Origin of the sequence: Amycolatopsis sp. NBC_01480, from assembly GCF_036227205.1 — a bacterium.
Taxonomy (GTDB): Bacteria; Actinomycetota; Actinomycetes; order Mycobacteriales; family Pseudonocardiaceae; genus Amycolatopsis.
This window is the reverse complement of record NZ_CP109442.1, coordinates 315,691-334,600: the sequence shown is the minus strand read 5'-3', so window position 1 is coordinate 334,600 and position 18,910 is coordinate 315,691. Positions and strand designations below refer to the sequence as shown.

Sequence of the window (18,910 nt, the reverse complement as noted above, 5' to 3'; positions counted from 1 at the left end):
GGTTGTCCGCAACCGGCTGGTTGCTGGCGTGGGAACTCCTTGCGGGTGACCGTCCAGTCTCTCACCCTGCACCGACGAAAACACCGTCCGCGCGCCTGCTCCGGGGCGAGTTGTCCCCAACCGGCCGGTTGTCCACAGACCCGCCCAGCCGACCTCGCACACCCACCACCCCCGCCCTAGCGTCGATCGTGTGTTCGAGCAGACCGCCCGGGACCCGGGCTCTCCCGTCAACGCCAGGCTCGCCTGGCTGGCCGACCAGCTGGCCGCGGGCCCGACGACGGTCGGGCCCGGCGGCCGGCTCGTGCGACGCTGGCTGCCGGCCGGCACCTCCCTCCCCGGCCGGCGCGCCCTGCCTGGAATACCTGGATTGCCCGGCCGTTTCGGCCGTCGTTGGGTTCTCTTCGGGGCGGTGTTCGCAGCCGTCGTAGCACTGGTCGTGACCGGTTTCACGATCTTCGGCGGCAGCGCGCCGGCGGCGGAGGCACCACCGCCGCTGCCGATCGCCCGCGCCCAGGTTTCGGCCGCGGCGCCCAGCGCCGGGAAGCTCGTGATCAGTGTGGTCGGCCACGTGCGCGCGCCCGGCCTGATCACGGTCCCGTCCGGCTCCCGGGTCGACGACGCCCTGCGCGCGGCGGGCGGCGCGGACCCGGGCACCGATCTGACCGGCCTCAACCTCGCCCGCAAGCTCACCGACGGCGAACAGCTGGCGGTCGGCATCACCGTGCCCGCCGCACCCGCCGCCGCAGGCCCGGCAGGCGCCGGTGCCGCACCCGGGAAGGTCGACCTCAACTCGGCCACCCCCGAACAACTCGACACCCTGCCCGGCGTCGGCGAGGTCACCGCCCAGCGCATCGTCGACTGGCGCACCCAGCACGGCGGCTTCAGCAGCGTCGAGCAACTCCGCGACGTCGACGGCATCGGCGAGAGCAAGTTCGGCAAGCTACGTGAGCAGGTGAGCGTCGGATGACTGAGCCGGAGGTCGTCCCGGCGTGGCGCGATCAGGGCTTTCGCCTGGTCCCGGCCGCTTGGGTCGGGAGGCTCGCCGGTTTGCGGCTGGACTGGCGGGCCGTGCTCGTCAGTGTCGAGCAGGTTCGTGCCGTAGATGGCATTGGCGAGAGCAGGTTCGGCGAGCTGCGTCAGCCGGAGGTCGTCCCGATGTGGCGTGACCAGGATTTCCGTCTGGTCCCGGTGGCGCTGGCTTGGGGCGGGACGCCCGTCGGTCTGCGGCTGGGTTGGTGGGCCGTGCTCGTCACTGTCGAGCAACTCCGCGACGTCGACGGCATCGGCGAGAGCAAGTTCGGCAAGCTACGTGAGCAGGTGAGCGTCGGATGACCGAGCCGGAGGTCGTCCCGGCGTGGCGCAACCAGGACTTCCGCCTCGTCCCGGCCGCGCTGGCCGCCTGGGGCGGAACGCTCGCCGGTCTGCGGCTCGGCTGGTGGGTCGCACTCGTCACCGGCGTGGTGGCGGTGGCCCTCTCAGTGCTGCTGCTGGTGCGCGGCCGCGGCCACCTGCTGGGAGCCGCAGGCGCACTGCTGCTGCTCGGCCTCGTCGTGGCGGGTCCCGGCGCACTGCGGATCCGAGCCGTCGAGCAGGAAGCTCTGGTTCCGGCAGCCCAGCATGGGCGCGCCGCCGTGCTGCGCGTGGAGGTCACCGAGCGGCCGCGCCCGATTCACAGCGCGGGATACGCCGACCAGCAGGCAGGAACGCGTTCCGTAGTCGTGGAAACCGAAGTTCGATCGGCCACAGTGGACGATCAACCGGCTGCGTCCACCGGGCGAGTGCTGCTGCTCGCCCCGGCCGCAGGGTGGGCGGATCTGTTGCCCGGGCAGGAAGTGACAGCCTCCGGCCAGCTTGCCCCGGCGCGCGGTGGCGACTTGACGTCCGCGGTGCTGTACGTGCGCGAAGCTCCGACGGCCATCGGCGAGGCGCCCTGGTGGCAACGCGCGGCTTCGGCGCTGCGGTCCGGGCTGCACCGGCTGTGCACGGTGCTGCCGGATGAGCCCGCCGGCCTGCTGCCGGGCCTGGTGCTGGGCGACACGAGCGCGTTGCCGCAACAGGTCGAGCGCGAGTTCAAGGACTCCGGGCTCACCCACCTGATGGCCGTGAGCGGCGGAAACGTCGCTGTGGTCTGCGGCGCGGTCCTCCTGCTGTTCCGTCTGCTGCGCGCCGGCCCGCGGCTGTCGGCGGTCGCGGCGGGCTCGTGCCTGCTCGGCTTCCTCGTACTCGTCGGCCCGGCGCCGAGTGTGCTGCGGGCCGGGCTGATGGGCGGCGTCGGGCTGCTGGCGCTGGCACTCGGACGGCGGGGATCCGCCCTGCCCGCGCTCGCCTTCGCGGTCTGCCTGCTGGTGGCCTGGGACCCGGCGATGGCGGCGGACTTCGGGTTCGCCTTGTCCGTTCTTGCCACGGCCGGACTGGTCCTGCTCGCACCGCGCTGGGCGGATTCCTTGGTACGCCGGGGAATCCCGCCCGGGTACGCGGAGGGCATGGCGGTGCCGCTCGCGGCGTTTGTCGTCACCGCCCCGGTGATCGCGGGCATGGCGGGCACGGTGAGCCTGGTCTCGGTGGTCACGAACGTGCTGGCCGCGCCGGTCGTGGCGCCGGTGACGGTGCTCGGCGTGCTGGCCACCGTCGTCGGCCCGTGGTGGCCGGGCGCCGGGCGCCTGCTGGTCCACCTCGCCGATCCCGAGGCCCGCTGGCTGATCACGGTGGCCCGGCACGGCGCCCGCGCGCCGGGGGCCGTGCTCGACTGGCCCGGCGGCTGGTGGGGCGGGCTCTGCGCGGCCGGGCTGCTGGTCGTCGCGGTCTTCGCGCTGCGGTTCCGCCGGGTGCGGCTGCTGGTCGCCGTGACGCTGGTCGCGGTCCTGCTGACCGTGGTGCCGGCCCGGGTGCTTACGCCCGGCTGGCCGCCGGCGGGCTGGGCGGTGGTGGAGTGCGACGTCGGCCAGGGCGATGCCTTGGTACTGGCCACTTCCGAGCCCGGGCGGGCCGTGGTCGTCGACACCGGTCCGGAGCCGGGCCCGGTCGACGAATGCCTGCGGCGGCTCGGCGTCGACCGGGTCCCGCTGGTGGTGCTGTCCCACCTGCACGCCGACCACACCGGCGGGCTGGCGTCGGTGTTCGAGGGCCGGTCCGTCGGCGCGATCGCGGTCGGCCCCGGCCGCGCGCCGGGCTGGGCGTGGCAGCAGGTCTCACGCGAAACCGGCCGGCGCGGCGTGCCGTTGCTGGAGCTGAGCCAGGGCCAGCGGCTGTCCTGGCCGGGCCTCACGCTCGACGTGCTCGGCCCGCGCTATGTCACGGCTCGCTCGCCCACGCAGCAGGACGGCACGATGATCAACAACAGCTCGGTCGTCCTGCGGGCGGAGACCCCCGCGGGCCGGGTGCTCCTGCCGGGAGACGTGGAATTGGCCGCCCAGGCCGACTTGCTCGGCGACGGCGCCGACCTCCGCGCCGACATCCTGAAGGTGCCCCACCACGGCTCGCGCTTCTCGCTACCGGGCTTCCTCTCCGCGGCGGCCCCGCGGGCAGCGCTGGTGAGTGTGGGCGCGGGCAACAGCTACGGCCACCCGAGCCAGTCCACTATGGACGTACTGAAGTCCCTGGGTGCCCTGGTCACCCGGACCGATGTGGACGGTGACACCGCCGTGCTCCCAGGCGAAGGCGGACCGGCGATCGCCCGCCGTGGTGAGCCCCGTGGACCGCCCCACTAGCCCCGCGCGGCAACGGAGGACTCCTTGCCTACTCTCAAGTTAGGCAAGGAGTCCTCCACTACCGAGGTCAGAAACCGAGTGCCTTGCTGACCGCTTCGGCGGATGGCGGCACGGTCGCCTTCGGGCCGATGTGGCCTTCGACGGCGTCCAGGGTCTTGAGGCCGTCGCCGGTGATGAGCAGGACGGTTTCGGCGTCGGGGTCGAGCTTGCCAGTCTCCACCAGTTTCTTCGCGGTGGCGACGGTGACGCCGCCCGCGGTCTCGGTGAAGATGCCTTCGGTGCGCGCGAGCAGCCGGATGCCCTCCACGACCTCCTCGTCGCTGACGTCCTCGATCGCGCCGCCGGTGCGGTTGACCACGTCGAGCACGTACGGGCCGTCGGCCGGGTTGCCGATCGCCAGCGAGCGGGCGATGGTGTCCGGCTTCACCGGCTGGACCACGTCGTGGCCCGCGCGGAACGCGGCCGAGACGGGGGAGCAGCCGGTGGCCTGGGCGCCGAACACCTTGTACGGGCTGGCTTCCACCAGGCCGAGCTGGCCGAGCTCGCGGAATCCCTTGTCCACCTTGGTCAGCTGCGAGCCCGAGGCGATCGGGACCACGATCTGCTGCGGGATGCGCCAGCCGAGCTGCTCGGCGACCTCGAAGGCGAGCGTTTTCGAGCCCTCGGAGTAGTACGGGCGGACGTTGACGTTCACGAAGGCCCACGAGGCGTGCTCGGCGGCCAGCTCGGTGGCGAGGCGGTTGACGTCGTCGTAGTTGCCGTCCACGGCGATCAGCGCGCCGTCGTACACCGCGGTGGTGAGGATCTTGGCCCGCTCCAACGTCTTCGGGATCAGCACCACCGACTGCCAGCCGGCGCGCGCGGCCGCGGCGGCGACCGCGTTGGCGAGGTTTCCGGTGGACGGACAGGCCAGCACCTCGAAGCCGAACTCGCGGGCGGCGGCCAGCGCGACGGCGACCACGCGGTCCTTGAACGAGTGCGTCGGGTTGCCGGTGTCGTCCTTGACCCACACGCGCTTGAGGCCCAGCGCCTTCGCGAGCCGGTCGGCGCGCACCAGGCGGGTGCCGCCGGGCTCGGTGTTGGGGATCTCCTCGACGTTCGAGGGGACGGGCAGGAGCTTCTTGTAGCGCCAGATGTTGTTCGGCCCGGCTTCGATGTCCTCGCGGCGCACGCGGCCGAAGTCGTAGGCGACCTCGAGCGGTGAGAAGTCCTCGGCGGAGACGAACTCCGGGGCGAGCGGCTGCCGGTGGCCCTCTTCCTTCGACACCAGTTCGACGGCGGGCCCGAGGTCCACGGTCTTGCTGGCGGAGGTCGTTCCGAGGGTAACGGTCATCACGAGGTTCCTTCCTCATCTGCCCCGCCGAAGCGGGCCGGAATTGGCACCGTGGTCGTCAGCTATCCCGCGATCGCGGAATGACAGGCTGTACGCCGGTTGCCGGGGCTTCGTCGGGCCGTATCCCTCTGCCCCTCTGGATGAGCGGTATTCAGTTGTCGGCGCGCTCGCGGGCGCTGCCTCGGCTACACCGTACGACATGGCGATCACCTCGTGCCACGGTGCCCGCCCCGTCACCGGGACGGGCCGGCGGCCGGACGAGTGAGAGGATGGCCGGGTGACCACCGCCCCCGCGCCGCTCCAGCTCGTCATCGGCGAGGAAGAACTGCTCATCGAACGGGCCGTCCGGGCCGCGCTGGACGCCGCGAGGGCGGCCGACCCGACGGCCGATCTGACCCGCAACCGGGTGTCCGAACTCACACCGCCGGTGCTGGCCGAGCTGGTGAGTCCTTCGCTGTTCAGCGAGGGACGGGTGATCGTTTTGGACTCGGCGCAGGACATTTCGCAGGAGCTCGCCGACGCCGTGCTGGCGTACATCGCTTCGCCGGCGGACGGCATCGTCCTGGTCGTCGTGCACAGCGGCGGGGGCCGGAGCAAGGCGGCGAAAGCGCTGCCCGCGGCGTTGAAAAAGGCGGGTGCCGAGATCATCGAGTGCCCGAAGCTGACCAAGCCCGCCGAGCGGGAATCGTTCGTGCGCAACGAAGTGCGCCGCTCCGGCGGGAAGATCGACGCCGCCGGGGTGATGGCGCTGCTCGACACCGTCGGCTCGGACCTGCGCGAGCTGTCCTCCGCGGCGACACAGCTGGTCGCCGACGCCGGGGGCGTCGTGGACGAGCAGGCGGTCCGGCGCTACCACACCGGCCGCGCCGACGTGACCGGCTTCGCGGTGGCGGAGAAGGCCGTTTCGGGCGACCGCGGGGCGGCGCTGGAGTCGTTGCGCTGGGCCATGCAGCTGGGTGTCCCGCACGTCCTGGTGGCCGACGCGCTGGCGGACGCGGTCCGCACCATCGCGCGCGTCTCGGCGGCAGGCCGCGGCAACCCGAACCAGATGGCGGGCGAGCTGGGCATGCCGCCGTGGAAGATCCGCAAGGCGCAGGGCCAGTCCCGCGGCTGGGGCCAGGACGGGCTCGCCACCGCGATGCGCGTGGTGGCCCGCCTGAACGCCGAGGTCAAGGGCGCCGCCGCCGACGCGGACTACGCGCTGGAGCGTGCGGTCACCGAGGTCGTCGCCGCCAAGGGCGAACACTGAGCCAGCTCAGGCGCAGCACACCCCGGCCACGCGAGATGGGCCCGGTGACCCGCATCGACAGGCCCAGGCGAAGCGAGCCCCGAACATGCGAAAAGAATCTGGCGACCAGTGGTCACCGAGGTGACCAGCCGCCAAGGGCGAACACCGAGCCAGCCCACGCGAAGAGCAAGCCCCGAACACGCGGAAGGGGCCCGGCGACCAGTGGTCACCGGGCCCCTTCCGAAGAGAAGAGCCGGAAATCAGAGCGAGTTCACGCGCTTGGCGATCGCGGACTTCTTGTTCGCGGCCTGGTTGGCGTGGATGACGCCCTTGGTGACGGCCTTGTCGAGCTTCTTGGCGGCGTCGCGCTGCGCCTCGACGGCCTTGGCCTTGTCGCCCGAGTCGGCGGCGTCGCGGAACTTGCGGATCGCGGTCTTCACCGAGGACCGGATCGCCAGGTTGCGCTGGCGGGCCTTCTCGTTGGTGGTGATGCGCTTGATCTGGGACTTGATGTTGGCCACGGGGGCGCTCCTGTGTCTCTCGGTGAGGTCGCTGCCGCGTCGAAGTGGCCCCGTGCGCCCGCGAGGGGCGCGGCCGGGTTTCCTCCATGACGGAATGCCGCACGGCAACAGCGGGAAAGCCTAACAGCCCTGCTCCGGACCCCCGCGGCCGCCCCGCGGTGATCGGTTCGGCTACGGTGGGACCTGCTAGTGCCTAGGGTTCCGCCACCGCCCGCGGCCCGCCTCGCGCGGGCCCACCCACAACGAGGGCCGGTGGGACAGGTCCGAGCGGCACCATCGGCGGAGCCGGAAGCCCTGCCGTTCATCTGACGGGACAAAAGCCTGGAGGACCCGGTCTTTCGCGCGCGCGAAAGACCCTTAAGGGGTCCGGTGAACACCACAGCTCTGTCGCTCGTCCTCGTCGCCGCCTTCGTGCACGCGGCGTGGAACCTCGCCGCCAAGCGCGTCACCTTCGGCGGGCCGCGCTTCGTCTGGCTCTACTACACCGTTTCGGCCGTCGCGATGGCCCCGGCAGTCGCCGTCGCGCTCGTCGTCGAGCCGGAACGTCCACAGTGGAGCTGGCTGATCGCCGCCGCCGTGACGGCCGTGATGCACATCGCGTACGGCATCGTGCTGCAGCGCGGTTACGTCGTCGGCGACCTGTCGATCGTCTACCCGCTGGCGCGCGGCACCGGGCCGCTGCTGTCCGTGCTCGCCGCCGTCCTGGTGCTGCACGAGCACCCCGGCGTGTGGGGCCTGATCGGCGCGTTCCTGGTGATCGCCGGCGTGCTGGTGATCAGCATCGGCGGCGGCACGGCGGACCGGGCCGCGCGCCGCGCCGGCGTCTTCTACGGCGTGCTCACCGGCGCCGTCATCGCCGCGTACACGCTCTGGGACGCCCGCTCCGTGACCACGCTGGGCGTCCCGCCGCTGGTCTACTTCGGCGGCGGCGCGATCGGCCAGAGCCTGCTGCTGGCCCCGACGGCCTACCGCGGCCGCGCCGAGGTCGGCCGGCTGTGGCGGGAGCACCGCAAGGAGGTGCTGATCGTCGGGCTGCTGTCGCCGGCGGCGTACCTGCTTGTGCTGTACGCGCTGCGGATCGCGCCGGTCAGCCTGGTCGCCCCGGCGCGGGAGCTGTCGATCGTGGTGGGCGGCGTCGCGGCGTGGCTGGTCCTCGGCGAGCGCAACGCCGCGCGCCGGCTGGCCGGTTCGCTGGTGGTGCTGGCCGGCATCGCCGCGATTGCGGTGGCCTGAACCACTCGGGTAGGGAGTAACCATGGAAGTACTGAGCAGCCGCGTGCTGATCCACCCCCGTGACCTGGACGCCGCCACCGCGTTCTACCGCGACACGCTGGGGCTCGCGATCGACAAGGAGTTCCCCGGCGGCACGGTCTTCTTCGCCGGCGGCGGGTCGATCGAGGTGGTCGGGCGGGCCGAGTCCGGGCCGACGCCCGACGTCGCGCTGTGGCTCCAGGTCCGCGATCTGCCGGCCACGCTGGCCGAGCTGGCGGGACGCGGCGTCACGCCGGTCCGCGGCGCTCAGCGGGAGCCCTGGGGCCTGGACGAGGCCTGGATCGCCGATCCCGACGGGACGCGCATCGTGCTGGTCGAGGTGCCGTCCGGCCATCCGCTCCGGACCGACCCCCGGTAGCCGTCCGTCAAGCCGGCTTGAGGGCCTTCAGCTGGGCCGCCAGCCCGGCGAAGCCCGGCGGCTCCCAGGTCCACGTCTGCAGATCGGTGAAGCCCGCGGCGGCGGCCTCGTCGGCCAGCTCGTGGCGGGACACGGGCAGCCACTTCTCGTGCGCCGAGAGCAGGAGCCGCCCGCCCGGGCGCAGGATCCGGAACAACTCGGCGAACGCGGCCGGGCGGTCCTGCCAGAACGTCACGTTGTTGACCGTCAGGACCACGTCGACGCAGTCGTCGGCCGACCCGGTGCGGGCCGCCGTGCCGTCGCGCAGCTCGACGCGGTCGCCGCAGCGTTCGAGGCACAGCGAGCGCATCTCGGCCGACGGCTCGACCCCGATGACCTCGCCGGCCAGCCGGCTGGCGGCGTCGAGGCCGACGCCGGGGCCGGGGCCGACGACCAGCACGGTTTCGTCCGGCTCCAGCCGGGCCAGGTCGACGATCCGGTGCTCGGTGGCGGCGTTGCCGCGCGCCATGACCCACCCGCCGAGGCGCCCGAGCAGGCCGGCGGGGTGGCCGAACGCCCGGTCGAGGGCGGTGCCGAGGGTGCCCGTGGCGGCCGGTGGAACCGGCGCGGGCTGGTGCGAAGTGCTCATACTTCGAGGTCACCACGAGTCACGGTGATCTCGCATCGGGGATGACCCCCACCCGCACCCGGAGCTCCATGGGACCATGGAAGGTGGCCAACCCCGAACCACGTTCCCGAGGACCACACGAGTGACAGCGCCCAAGACGTTCGCCGACACCACCTTCACGCCGCCGGAGCTCATCCGCAACTTCTGCATCATCGCCCACATCGACCACGGCAAGTCGACGCTGGCGGACCGCATGCTGCAGCTCACCGGTGTCGTCGAGGAGCGGGCGATGCGCGCTCAGTACCTCGACCGGATGGACATCGAGCGTGAGCGCGGCATCACGATCAAGGCCCAGAACGTCCGCCTGCCCTGGCAGGTCGACGGGCAGAACCACGTGCTGCACATGATCGACACCCCCGGCCACGTCGACTTCACCTACGAGGTCTCCCGCGCGCTCGAAGCGTGCGAAGGGGCGATCCTGCTGGTGGACGCGGCGCAGGGGATCGAGGCCCAGACCCTGGCCAACCTGTACCTGGCCCTGGAGAACAACCTCACCATCATCCCGGTGCTGAACAAGATCGACCTGCCCTCGGCCGACCCGGACAAGTACGCGGGCGAGATCGCGCACATCATCGGCTGCGAGCCGGGCGACGTGCTGCGGGTCTCGGCGAAGACCGGCGTGGGCGTCGGCGCGCTGCTGGACGAGGTCGTCAAGCAGGTCCCGGCGCCGGTCGGCGACTCCGACGCGCCCGCGCGGGCGATGATCTTCGACTCGGTCTACGACACCTACCGCGGCGTGGTGACCTACATCCGCGTGGTCGACGGCAAGATCACCCCGCGCGAGAAGATCCGGATGATGTCCACCGGCGCCACGCACGAGCTGCTGGAGGTCGGCATCATCTCGCCGGAGCCGAAGCCCAGCAAGGGACTCGGTGTCGGCGAGGTGGGCTACCTGATCACCGGCGTGAAGGACGTCCGCCAGTCGAAGGTCGGCGACACCGTCACCTCCGAGCGCCACGGCGCGACCGAGGCGCTGGCGGGCTACCGCGAGCCGAAGCCGATGGTCTACTCCGGGCTGTACCCGGTCGACGGCTCGGACTACCCGGAGCTGCGCGAGGCGCTGGAGAAGCTGCAGCTGAACGACGCCGCGCTGGCGTACGAGCCGGAGACGTCCGTGGCGCTGGGCTTCGGCTTCCGCTGCGGCTTCCTGGGCCTGCTGCACCTGGAGATCACCCGCGACCGGCTGGAGCGCGAGTTCGGCCTCGACCTGATCTCCACGGCGCCGAACGTGGTCTACCGGGTGGTGCTGGAGGACCGGAGCGAGGTCGTGGTCACCAACCCGTCGGACTGGCCGACCGGGCTGAAGATCTCGGACGTGTACGAGCCGGTGTCCAAGGTGAGCATCCTGGCGCCGGCCGAGTTCGTCGGCACGATCATGGAGCTGTGCCAGACCAAGCGCGGCCAGTTGCTCGGCATGGACTACTTGTCCGAGGACCGCGTCGAGCTGCGCTACAACCTGCCGCTCGCGGAAATCATCTTCGACTTCTTCGACACGCTGAAGTCGCGTACGCGCGGCTACGCGTCGCTGGACTACGAAGAGGCGGGCGAGCAGGCGTCGGAGCTGGTGAAGGTCGACATCCTGCTGCAGGGCGAGACGGTGGACGCCTTCTCGGCGATCGTGCACAAGGACGCCGCGTACAGCTACGGAAACCGGATGGCGACGCGGCTGCGCGAGCTGATCCCGCGCCAGCAGTTCGAGGTCCCGATCCAGGCGGCGGTGGGCTCGCGGATCATCGCGCGCGAAACCATCCGCGCCATCCGCAAGGACGTGCTCGCCAAGTGCTACGGCGGTGACATCTCGCGTAAGCGGAAGCTGCTGGAGAAGCAGAAGGAAGGCAAGAAGCGGATGAAGACCGTGGGCCGCGTGGAGGTGCCGCAGGAGGCGTTCGTCGCGGCACTGTCCACTGAGGACAGCGGGAAGAACAAGAAATAACGCGTTCGCTCACACGTTCGAGTGAAGGAAGCCGTCCGCCTGGCCGCGGGCGGCTTTCTTGTCGGTACCCCCTGGTCTCCTCTGGTGTGACCGACGGAAGGAGAGCACCATGACGGTCATGACAGACACCCGGCGTCCCGAGGGGGCGCGCCCCATGACGGTGCGCGACCTCGAGGAGATGCCGGATGACGGCCGCCGCCGTGAGCTCATCGACGGGGTGCTGGTCGTGAGCCCCGCGCCCGGACTGAGACACCAGACCATCGCGTACCGCCTGTACCCCGTGCTGGACGAGGCCTGCCCGCCCGGGTACTTCGTCGCCGGGGCCCCGTTCGCGGTGCGCATCGGCGATCACCTCGAACTACAACCCGACCTGCTGGTCGGCCGCGGCGAGGGCTTCACCGAACAGGACCTCCCCGAGCCACCGGTGCTCGCGGTCGAGGTGCTTTCGCCCAGCACCGCCATCCACGACCTGAACACGAAAAAGGCCGTGTACGAGCGCCTGGGCGTCCCGAGCTACTGGGTCGTCGACCCGGCCGAACCGGCACTGGCCGTCTTCGAACTGGACGGCGACGGCGTCTACCAACAGGTGGCGAAGGCCGCGGTCGACGAGGTTTTCCAGGCCCGCCAGCCATTTCCGGTACGCGTGGTACCCGCGGAACTACTCGGCCGCCTGAGCTGAGGGGGCTGTTGTGCGGGTACACGCGCTGTACGTTGCTGCCCTGGTGGCTGCCGGCGTTGGCCGGGTGACACGCCGCTTTGCGCGCGCGGCGACTCCGGTGATTCCGGTGGTTTCGTTGGCACGGCGGCTTTTCTCCGCCGTGGCTGCACGGGCCGGGCTGCACGGATCGGGTGGCGCAGGCTGCGCTGTCGCGGCCCGCGCGACCCGGCTCGTGCAGCCACGGTTCGCGCAGTACGTGCAAGTCGCGCAGCCATCGCTGCTGGAGCCGCGGTGCGCAGGATCTGCCCAGGCATCGCCTGTGCTGCCACGGTTCCTGGTGCCCGAGCCAGTCGCGCAGCTGTCGTCTGTGCAGCCACGGCTTGCGCGGGCGTGGCGGGCGGGAGGCGGTGGCTGGGTTGTCGTTGGCCTGGCTCGGGTGCAGGGGTTGGCGCGGCGTTTGGTGTCCGGGCTGGCTCAGCGGTTGCGGATGATCCGGTCCGCGCTGATGAAAACGGCCGCGCGGCGTTCAGCGGCCATGACGCGGTCGTATTCGGCCCAGTCGTCGTGGGTGCCGGTGGCGGCTTTGAAGACGGTGCGCAGGAGTTCAGGCAGGCCGGCCGGGTCGAAGGCCGGGTCTGGGTCGTCCAGGCCGATCACGTGGGTCGCGCCGGTTACCGAGGCCCAGTCCCAGCCGCGGCGGAAGGTGATGGTCGCGTGGCCGGCGCGGCGCAGCAGGGTCAGCTTGTGCGCGTCCCCGCGAGCGACGAAGCCGATCGACGGCTTGCCCGTCACCGGGTCGTCGATCAGGCCGGCGTTGACGACGGATGCGTGCACGGTGCCGTCCGCGCGGACGGTGGCGATGGTCGCGAGCCCGTTCTCCTGCAAGGCGAGCGCGTGGGTGTGCTCCAGGTCAGCGTTCATGACGCAGCCTAACCCGATGCGGGCCTCGGCCGGGCTTGGTGCTGGTCCGGCCGTCGCTGTCCGCGCCGGGCTGTTCGTCGACTGGTAGCTTCCGGCCATGGGCAAGCCGCAGCCACAGTGCGGCCGCAGCCGCAGCTACGGCACCGCGCGGTTAGAGCCACAGCGTGGCTGCGGGTACATAACGGCAACGGCAAAGACCACGGCGCGGCAACGACCATGGCGCGGCCAGGGCGACGCTGCGCCACGACCCTGGCGCGGCCGGACTGCGGCGAGGCAATCAACGGGCGCATCGAGAGGTCGCTGTCCGATCCGCTCCCCGGACTAGGCTCCCGGGCATGTTCGAAGATCTCGATTTCCCGGTGATCGTGGCGCCGATGGCGGGCGGGCCCACCACACCCGAGCTGGTCAGCGCGGTCACGGCGGCCGGTGGCTTCGGGTTCCTCGCCGCGGGGTACCTCGCGGCGGAGACGCTGGAGGCCAAGGTCGCCCGCACCGCGCACCTGACCGGCGGGCGGTTCGGCGTCAACCTGTTCGTGCCGGGCAGCCGTTCGGGGGTGGACCTCACGGCGCACCGCGAGCGGATGCTGACCGAGGCGCTGCGTTACGGGGTCGAGCCGGGGGAGCCGCGCTGGGACGACGACGAGTACCCGGCCAAGCTCGACCTCGTGGTGGCACGGCGGGTTCCGGTGGTGTCGTTCACGTTCGGGGCGCCGACGTCGGCGGAAGTGCATCGGGTGCACGAGGCCGGCAGCCGGGTCGCGGTCACCGTGACCAGTCCGGAGGAGGCCGACCTCGCGGCCGCGCGTGGTGCGGACGCGTTGGTGGTGCAGGGTTTCGAGGCCGGCGGACACCGCGGGCTGTTCACCGACAACGCGACCGCCCCGGCGGGCGGCGAACAGTACGGCCTGCTCGCGCTCCTGCGGCTGATCGGTGCGCGCACGAGCCTCCCGCTCATCGCGACGGGCGGGCTGGTGCACGGCGCCGACGTGGCGGCCGTGCTCGCCGCCGGGGCGTCCGCCGCGCAACTGGGCACGGTGTTCCTGCAAGCGGACGAGGCCGGGACGGCGGCCCCATACCGTCGGGTGCTGGCCGAGGCGGACCGGGCGACGGCGTTCACGCGCGCGTTCAGCGGCCGCCCCGCGCGGGGCTTGGTGAACCGCGTGCTGAGCGACCTGTCCGCCCACGCGCCGGCCGCGTACCCCCAGCTGCACCACCTGAGCAAGCCGATCCGCGCCGCCGCGGCCAAAGCCGGCGACCCCGAGGCGATGTCACTCTGGGCCGGTCAGACCTACCCGCTGACCGCCGAAGGCCCGGCGGCCTCGATCGTCGAACGCCTCCGCAGCGAGGCCCGCACCGCCGCGGAACGGCTCGACCGCCTCCGCTGAGAGAAGCCACGAAGACCGGAAAGGGCCGCCCTCGAACAGTCCGAGGGCGGCCCGTCCCAAAGCGTCAGTCCGAAGTGGACTCCGACTCGACCTCCGGCGAAGCCGGCCGGTTCAGTGCCGAGTGCCGGCGGCTGTAGCCGAAGTAGATGGCCATGCCGATGACGAACCAGATGGCGAAGCGGAGCCAGGTCTGCCATTGCAGGAAGGTGATCAGCCAGAGCGAGAAGATCACCCCGATGATCGGCACCACCGGCATGCCCGGGGTCTTGAACGTGCGGGGCAGTTCGGGGCGCTTGTAGCGCAGCACGACCACCGCGATGCAGACCACCACGAACGCCAGCAGGATGCCGATGTTGGTCAGCTCCGCGGCCTCCTCGATGGGCAGCACCCCGGCGATCACCGCGGACGCGATGCCCAGGACCCACGTCATCCGGTGCGGCACCTGGCGCTTGCGGTGGGTGCCGGAGAACCACTTGGGCAGCAGGCCGTCACGGCTCATGGAGAAGCCGACGCGGGTGGCGCCCATCAGGAAGGTGAACAGCACGGTCAGGATGCCGATGATGGCGCCGACCGCGATCACCGCGCCCAGCCAGCCCAGGCCGACCGAAGCGAAGGCGCTGGAGAACGCGCTCTCCGGGTTGATGTCCTTGAAGTTCACCATGCCCGTGAGCACCAGGCAGGCCAGCACGTACAGCACCATCGAGATCGCCAGCGAGTACAGGATCGCCTTCGGCATGTGCTTCTGGGAGTCCTTCGACTCCTCGGCCGCGGTGGACATCGCGTCATAGCCGAAAACCGCGAAGAACACCGTCGCGGCGCCGGTGAACGCTCCACTGAGGCCGAACGGGAAGAAGTTGCTGTAGTTGCCCGTCTTGATGTGGAACGCGCCGACCACGATCACCAGCACCACCAGCGCGACCTTGAGGTACACCAGCAGCGTCTCGAACCGGGCGGCGTTTTTCATGCCCTGGTTGAGCACGAACGCGATGATCAGGCACAGCAGCACCGCGAACAGGTTCACCTTGTACGAGCCGGGCGCGATCCCGGTGGGTTCCGTGCCGGGCGCGCCGGACATCCAAGCCGGCAGCGAGACGTGCAGGAAGCCGAGCAGGTCGTTGAAGTAGCCCGAGATGCCGATGGCCACCACCGAGACGATCGCGGTGTACTCGAGCAGCAGGTCCCAGCCGATGAACCAGCCGACGATCTCGCCGAGCACCGCGTAGCCGTACGTGTAAGCCGAGCCGGCGCGCGGGATGAGGCCGGCGAACTCGGCGTAGGAGAACGCGGCCGCCGCGCTCGCGATGCCGGCGATCAGGAACGAGATCAGCACGGCCGGGCCGGCGGTCTTGTTGGCGACCGCGCCGGCGAGCGAGAAGATCCCGGCGCCGATGATGCCGCCGACGCCGATCGCGGTCAGCTGGCGCAGGCCGAGCGTCCGTTGTAGACCACCGGCAGCGCTGCCGTCGATCTCCTCGATGGGTTTGCGCCGGAATATCCCGGAGCCTGTGCCCAGCATGCGGGGTGCGGACATCGGTGTCTCCTCATACGGTTGTGAAGAGAGCCCGGGTCAACGGGCTCTGGCAGGGCACCGTACTAGGCGCTGTCCTCTATGTCATCGATGCCCGTTCAGTCCGGCGTCGACGTGCTCGTTCAGCCCGCCGCGGTGTCCTCGCTCGCGACCGCGGGGGCGCTGTCCTTTCCACCTGCCATGCGGATCGCGCCCGCCGCGAAGAACGTGAGCAGCTCCGCGATCTCCGGCGGGTCGTCCAGCTGCGGGCAGTGGCCCCAGTCCTCGCGGACCAGCAGCCGGCTGTGCGGGACCAGCGTGTGCAGCTGACGCCCGGACGCCGACGTGACCAGCTTGTCCTTGCCGCAGGCCACCACGAGCAACGGCACCTGGACGCGGTCGAGCTGGTAGGCGTCGGCCAGCTCGCTGACGAGCTGACGCGCCTCCTCGAGCCGGCTGGTGGTGGCCCGGTAGTCCGGGAAGAGCGTGGTGAAGCGCCGGACCTGGGTGACGTCGGCCGCGGCCGCGTCGGCGTACAGCAGCCGCGGGACGACCTGCTCGGCCACCGCGCGGACCACGAAACCCGGCACGGGCACGGGCAGCGCGGAGAACAGGCGCAGCGGCAACGGGTTGCGCGCGACCGTGCGGACCAGCCACGAGTCGACGAACCCGGGCGCGGCGATCGAGACGACGCCGGCGATCGGCAGCCGCGGGTTCTGGGCCGCCCGCAGGCTCATCGTGCCGCCCAGGGAGTTGCCCGCGAGCACCACCGGGCCGAGCACGGCCTGCTCGCGCACCACCGCGGCGGTGAAGGCGTCGAGCTGGGGCAGCATCGGCCCGGGCCGCAGGGGCTGCGCGTCGCCGAAGCCGGGCAGGTCCACCGCGATCGCGGCGACGCCCGCGGCGGCGAATTCGGCCAGCACGGCACGCCAGGTGTCGGCGCTGTCGCAGTAGCCGTGGAGCAGGACGAGCCGTGGCGCGCGGGGCTTCTCGGCCGCGCGTTTGCGGCTGCGCTTGGGCGCCTCGGCTTCGGCCACGGGCGGCCCCACCTCGAGCACGCGGGTGCGCACCCCGGCGAAACGCCGGAAGGAGACCCGGATCGGGTCCGGTTCGCTGCTGGGCCGGCCGCCGCGGACAGCGGGTGCGGGCCGCTTCGTCGCGGTCATGTCTACAGGTTAACCGCCGAAGGTCGACTTCTGGTGGAACTTCGGGGGTAACAAGCCGATTGCGAACTCGGGGTGTTGACGGGTCACGAAACGTCGCGTAAAAGGGCCCTGGCCTGGGCCGTCCGGGCGGGATCGGTCCAGACCAGGGCCGCCCTGGTCACTCGGTGCGCGGGCCGGCTGGGTGCTTGAAATGCCTCAGCGCGTGAAGACGATCTTGCCCGCGGTCTCCCCGTCGAGCATCGCGCGGAATCCCTCGGCCGCGTCCTCGAAGGCCAGCTCGCTGCCGATCTGGGGCTTGATGCCCTTGAGGTCGAGGTAGCTCAGCAGGTCCGCCAGCTCGTCGCGGGTGCCCATGGTCGAGCCGGCGATGCGCAGCTGCAGGAAGAACACCCGCTGCAGGTCCGCCGACGGGTCCGGGCCGCTGGTGGAGCCCGAGACGACGACGATGCCGCCCGGCTTGAGCGATTTGAGCGTGTGCGCCCAGGTGGCCTTGCCGACGGTCTCGAACACCGCGTCGACCCGCTCCGGCAGCCGCGCGCCGGACTCGAACGTCTGGTGCGCGCCGACGGTCTCGGCCAGCGCGCGCTTCTCCTCGCTGCGGCCGGTCACCCAGACGCGGAACCCGGCGGCGCGGCCGAGCGCGATCAGCGCCGTCGACACCCCGCCGGAGGCGCCCTGCACCAGCATCGTCTGGCCGGGGCGCAGGCCGGACTTCACGAACAGCATCCGGTACGCCGTGAGCCACGCGGTGCCCATGGTGGCGGCCTCGGCGAAGCTCAGCCCGGCCGGCTTCGGCACGACGTTGCGGGCCGGCACGATCACCTGGTCGGCGATCGTGCCCTGGTGCTTCTCGGTGAGCAGCGTGCGCTTGGGGTCCAGGGTGTCGTCGCCCTGCCAGCCGGGCGCGTTGACCACGGAGTGGATGACGACCTCGGAGCCGTCGTCGAGGGTCCCGGCGCCGTCGCAGCCGAGGATCATCGGGAACTGCTCCGGCTTGATCCCGACCCCGCGCAGCGTCCACAGGTCGTGCATGTTGAGGCTCGCGGCCTTGACGTGCACCCGGACCCAGCCTTCGGGCACCTCGGGCTCCGGCCGTTCGCCGACGACCAGCGAGTCGAGCGGGGAATCGGCGTTGGGTTCCTTCGCGTAAACGGCGAACATGCGTGCAACGTACCGCCCCTGGGCGCGCCCGCGCAGCACACCGCGCGTAGGCTCACACTCGTGCTGAACGGGCTGGCCGACTGGTGGGACGGGGTCGAGCTGTGGCTCGCCCAGGCCTGGTTCCCGGTGCAGTTCGTGCTGGTCATGGTCGTGGTGGTGCCGCTGTGCCTGCTCGCGGCCTGGGCCATCGACAAGCTGGTGGGCCGGCTGTCGCACTGGTTCGGCCCGGCCCGCGACGACGACGGCCACTCCTCTTAAGCTGGCGCACCATGGTCAACCGTAGGCGGATCACCGCCGCACTCGTCGGTCTCCTCGTGCTGGTGTTCGGGGGTTGGCTGGTCAAGGACGCCGTCGACGGGTCCTCTTCCTCATCCGCGCCGGCCCCGGCCAGTTCGGTCAGCGGCGGCGCGGCCGGGGCGAAGCTGCCCGGCACCGACTCCGGGCTGCGGGTCGAGGCCTTGTCCGCCCTGCCCTCGCAGGCGCGCGACACCTGGAAGCTGATCCAGTCCGGTGGGCCGTATCCGTATCCGCGCAACGACAACGTCGTCTTCGAGAATCGCGAGAAAGTGTTGCCGCGCAAGCAGTCTGGCTACTACCACGAGTACACCGTGAAGACCCCGAACAGCCCGGACCGCGGCCCGCGCCGGCTCGTCACGGGGCAGGCGAAAGAGCTGTTCTACACCGGCGACCACTACGCGTCGTTCGTCGTCGTGGACCCGAGCCGATGACCGCGGGCAGCGAGGCGAAGGCCGCCGCGGACGACGCCTTCGCGCGGGGCGCGTACCCGCATTACGTCGACGGGAGCCGCACGCTCGACAAGCCGGGCACGCTGGCCGCGATCGCCGAGGCGATGTCCTTTCCGGACTACTTCGGGCGCAATCTCGACGCGCTGTACGACATGCTGACGGACCTGTCGTGGCTGCCGGCCGGGGAGCACGTGCTGATCTGGACCGGGTCCGAGGGGCTGCGGCGCGCGGAGCCCAAGACGTACCTGGCGATCCGGAGCGTGCTGTCGGACGCGCAACGGGCGCTGGGACCCGACGCCGGGCTGCCCGGCGCCCGGCGATTGACCGTGGTGCTGGCGGATTCCTGA

19 protein-coding genes and 1 riboswitch are annotated in these 18,910 nt (G+C 71.4%); of the genes, 12 read left to right on the top strand and 7 right to left on the bottom strand.

Going from position 1 to position 18,910, the window contains the following annotated elements; genetic code table 11:
* The first annotated feature begins 190 nt into the window (after positions 1–190).
* The 3 genes from OG371_RS01655 to OG371_RS01645 are packed head-to-tail and all read left to right on the top strand — an operon-like array spanning position 191 to position 3,707.
* The gene (locus OG371_RS01655; protein WP_329064805.1) at positions 191–967 is read left to right on the top strand and encodes a ComEA family DNA-binding protein; all 777 of its coding nucleotides are present in this window, start codon (positions 191–193) and stop codon (positions 965–967) included.
* Positions 964–1,332, top strand: coding sequence for a hypothetical protein (locus OG371_RS01650; protein ID WP_329064803.1), 369 nt, complete (start codon positions 964–966; stop codon positions 1,330–1,332). Before OG371_RS01655 ends, OG371_RS01650 begins: the two co-directional genes overlap by 4 nt.
* Complete coding sequence (locus OG371_RS01645; protein WP_329064801.1) at positions 1,329–3,707, top strand: ComEC/Rec2 family competence protein; 2,379 nt, start codon at positions 1,329–1,331, stop codon at positions 3,705–3,707. Before OG371_RS01650 ends, OG371_RS01645 begins: the two co-directional genes overlap by 4 nt.
* A gap of 67 nt (positions 3,708–3,774) precedes the next feature.
* Here OG371_RS01645 and thrC read toward each other — a convergent pair whose 3' ends face one another.
* Positions 3,775–5,040: a threonine synthase gene (gene thrC / locus OG371_RS01640; RefSeq protein ID WP_329064798.1), complete on the bottom strand. Its 1,266-nt coding sequence runs from the start codon at positions 5,038–5,040 to the stop codon at positions 3,775–3,777.
* A 12-nt stretch (positions 5,041–5,052) separates the two neighbouring features.
* Positions 5,053–5,187, bottom strand: a riboswitch (SAM riboswitch).
* Between the two features lie 130 nt (positions 5,188–5,317).
* Between thrC and holA the strand changes: the two genes are divergently transcribed.
* Entirely contained in the window at positions 5,318–6,289 is a 972-nt protein-coding gene (holA, locus tag OG371_RS01635; protein WP_329064796.1) for a DNA polymerase III subunit delta, read from the top strand.
* Positions 6,290–6,528: 239 nt separating this feature from the next.
* Here holA and rpsT read toward each other — a convergent pair whose 3' ends face one another.
* A complete protein-coding gene (rpsT, locus tag OG371_RS01630; RefSeq protein WP_091619377.1) occupies positions 6,529–6,789 on the bottom strand; it encodes a 30S ribosomal protein S20 in 261 nt (86 codons plus the stop codon).
* A 369-nt stretch (positions 6,790–7,158) separates the two neighbouring features.
* On the opposite strand from rpsT, the gene OG371_RS01625 reads away from it, so the two are divergent.
* Positions 7,159–8,022 (top strand): DMT family transporter, encoded by an 864-nt coding sequence (locus OG371_RS01625; RefSeq protein WP_329064791.1) that lies wholly within the window; start codon positions 7,159–7,161, stop codon positions 8,020–8,022.
* Positions 8,023–8,044: 22 nt separating this feature from the next.
* Entirely contained in the window at positions 8,045–8,419 is a 375-nt protein-coding gene (locus tag OG371_RS01620) for a VOC family protein (protein ID WP_329064789.1), read from the top strand.
* Between the two features lie 7 nt (positions 8,420–8,426).
* On the opposite strand, the gene OG371_RS01615 is transcribed toward OG371_RS01620, so the two are convergent.
* Entirely contained in the window at positions 8,427–9,047 is a 621-nt protein-coding gene (locus OG371_RS01615) for a class I SAM-dependent methyltransferase (RefSeq protein WP_329064788.1), read from the bottom strand.
* Between the two features lie 76 nt (positions 9,048–9,123).
* Between OG371_RS01615 and lepA the strand changes: the two genes are divergently transcribed.
* Together lepA and OG371_RS01605 are read left to right on the top strand one after the other, a co-directional pair.
* The gene (lepA, locus tag OG371_RS01610) at positions 9,124–11,019 is read left to right on the top strand and encodes a translation elongation factor 4 (protein ID WP_442876069.1); all 1,896 of its coding nucleotides are present in this window, start codon (positions 9,124–9,126) and stop codon (positions 11,017–11,019) included.
* 109 nt (positions 11,020–11,128) lie between these two features.
* Entirely contained in the window at positions 11,129–11,698 is a 570-nt protein-coding gene (locus OG371_RS01605) for a Uma2 family endonuclease (protein ID WP_329064784.1), read from the top strand.
* Positions 11,699–12,151: 453 nt separating this feature from the next.
* On the opposite strand, the gene OG371_RS01600 is transcribed toward OG371_RS01605, so the two are convergent.
* On the bottom strand, positions 12,152–12,598 hold the full coding sequence (locus OG371_RS01600; RefSeq protein ID WP_329064782.1) for a pyridoxamine 5'-phosphate oxidase family protein: 447 nt from the start codon (positions 12,596–12,598) through the stop codon (positions 12,152–12,154).
* A 335-nt stretch (positions 12,599–12,933) separates the two neighbouring features.
* On the opposite strand from OG371_RS01600, the gene OG371_RS01595 reads away from it, so the two are divergent.
* On the top strand, positions 12,934–13,983 hold the full coding sequence (locus OG371_RS01595; protein WP_329064780.1) for an NAD(P)H-dependent flavin oxidoreductase: 1,050 nt from the start codon (positions 12,934–12,936) through the stop codon (positions 13,981–13,983).
* A gap of 64 nt (positions 13,984–14,047) precedes the next feature.
* Here OG371_RS01595 and OG371_RS01590 read toward each other — a convergent pair whose 3' ends face one another.
* The 3 genes from OG371_RS01590 to OG371_RS01580 form a co-directional block, all read right to left on the bottom strand.
* The gene (locus OG371_RS01590; RefSeq protein WP_329064778.1) at positions 14,048–15,514 is read right to left on the bottom strand and encodes an amino acid permease; all 1,467 of its coding nucleotides are present in this window, start codon (positions 15,512–15,514) and stop codon (positions 14,048–14,050) included.
* A 119-nt stretch (positions 15,515–15,633) separates the two neighbouring features.
* Positions 15,634–16,656 carry an alpha/beta fold hydrolase gene (locus OG371_RS01585; protein ID WP_329064777.1) on the bottom strand — a complete coding sequence of 341 codons (1,023 nt, stop codon included), beginning with the start codon at positions 16,654–16,656 and terminating at the stop codon, positions 15,634–15,636.
* 195 nt (positions 16,657–16,851) lie between these two features.
* Complete coding sequence (locus tag OG371_RS01580) at positions 16,852–17,817, bottom strand: zinc-binding dehydrogenase (protein WP_329064775.1); 966 nt, start codon at positions 17,815–17,817, stop codon at positions 16,852–16,854.
* Positions 17,818–17,877: 60 nt separating this feature from the next.
* Here OG371_RS01580 and OG371_RS01575 point away from each other — a divergent pair, with 60 nt between their 5' ends.
* Genes OG371_RS01575 through OG371_RS01565 form a run of 3 tightly spaced genes read left to right on the top strand, consistent with a single transcriptional unit; the run spans position 17,878 to position 18,910 of the window.
* On the top strand, positions 17,878–18,075 hold the full coding sequence (locus tag OG371_RS01575) for a hypothetical protein (protein ID WP_329064773.1): 198 nt from the start codon (positions 17,878–17,880) through the stop codon (positions 18,073–18,075).
* A gap of 11 nt (positions 18,076–18,086) precedes the next feature.
* Complete coding sequence (locus tag OG371_RS01570; protein WP_329064771.1) at positions 18,087–18,545, top strand: ribonuclease domain-containing protein; 459 nt, start codon at positions 18,087–18,089, stop codon at positions 18,543–18,545.
* On the top strand, positions 18,542–18,910 hold the full coding sequence (locus OG371_RS01565; RefSeq protein WP_329064769.1) for a barstar family protein: 369 nt from the start codon (positions 18,542–18,544) through the stop codon (positions 18,908–18,910). Before OG371_RS01570 ends, OG371_RS01565 begins: the two co-directional genes overlap by 4 nt.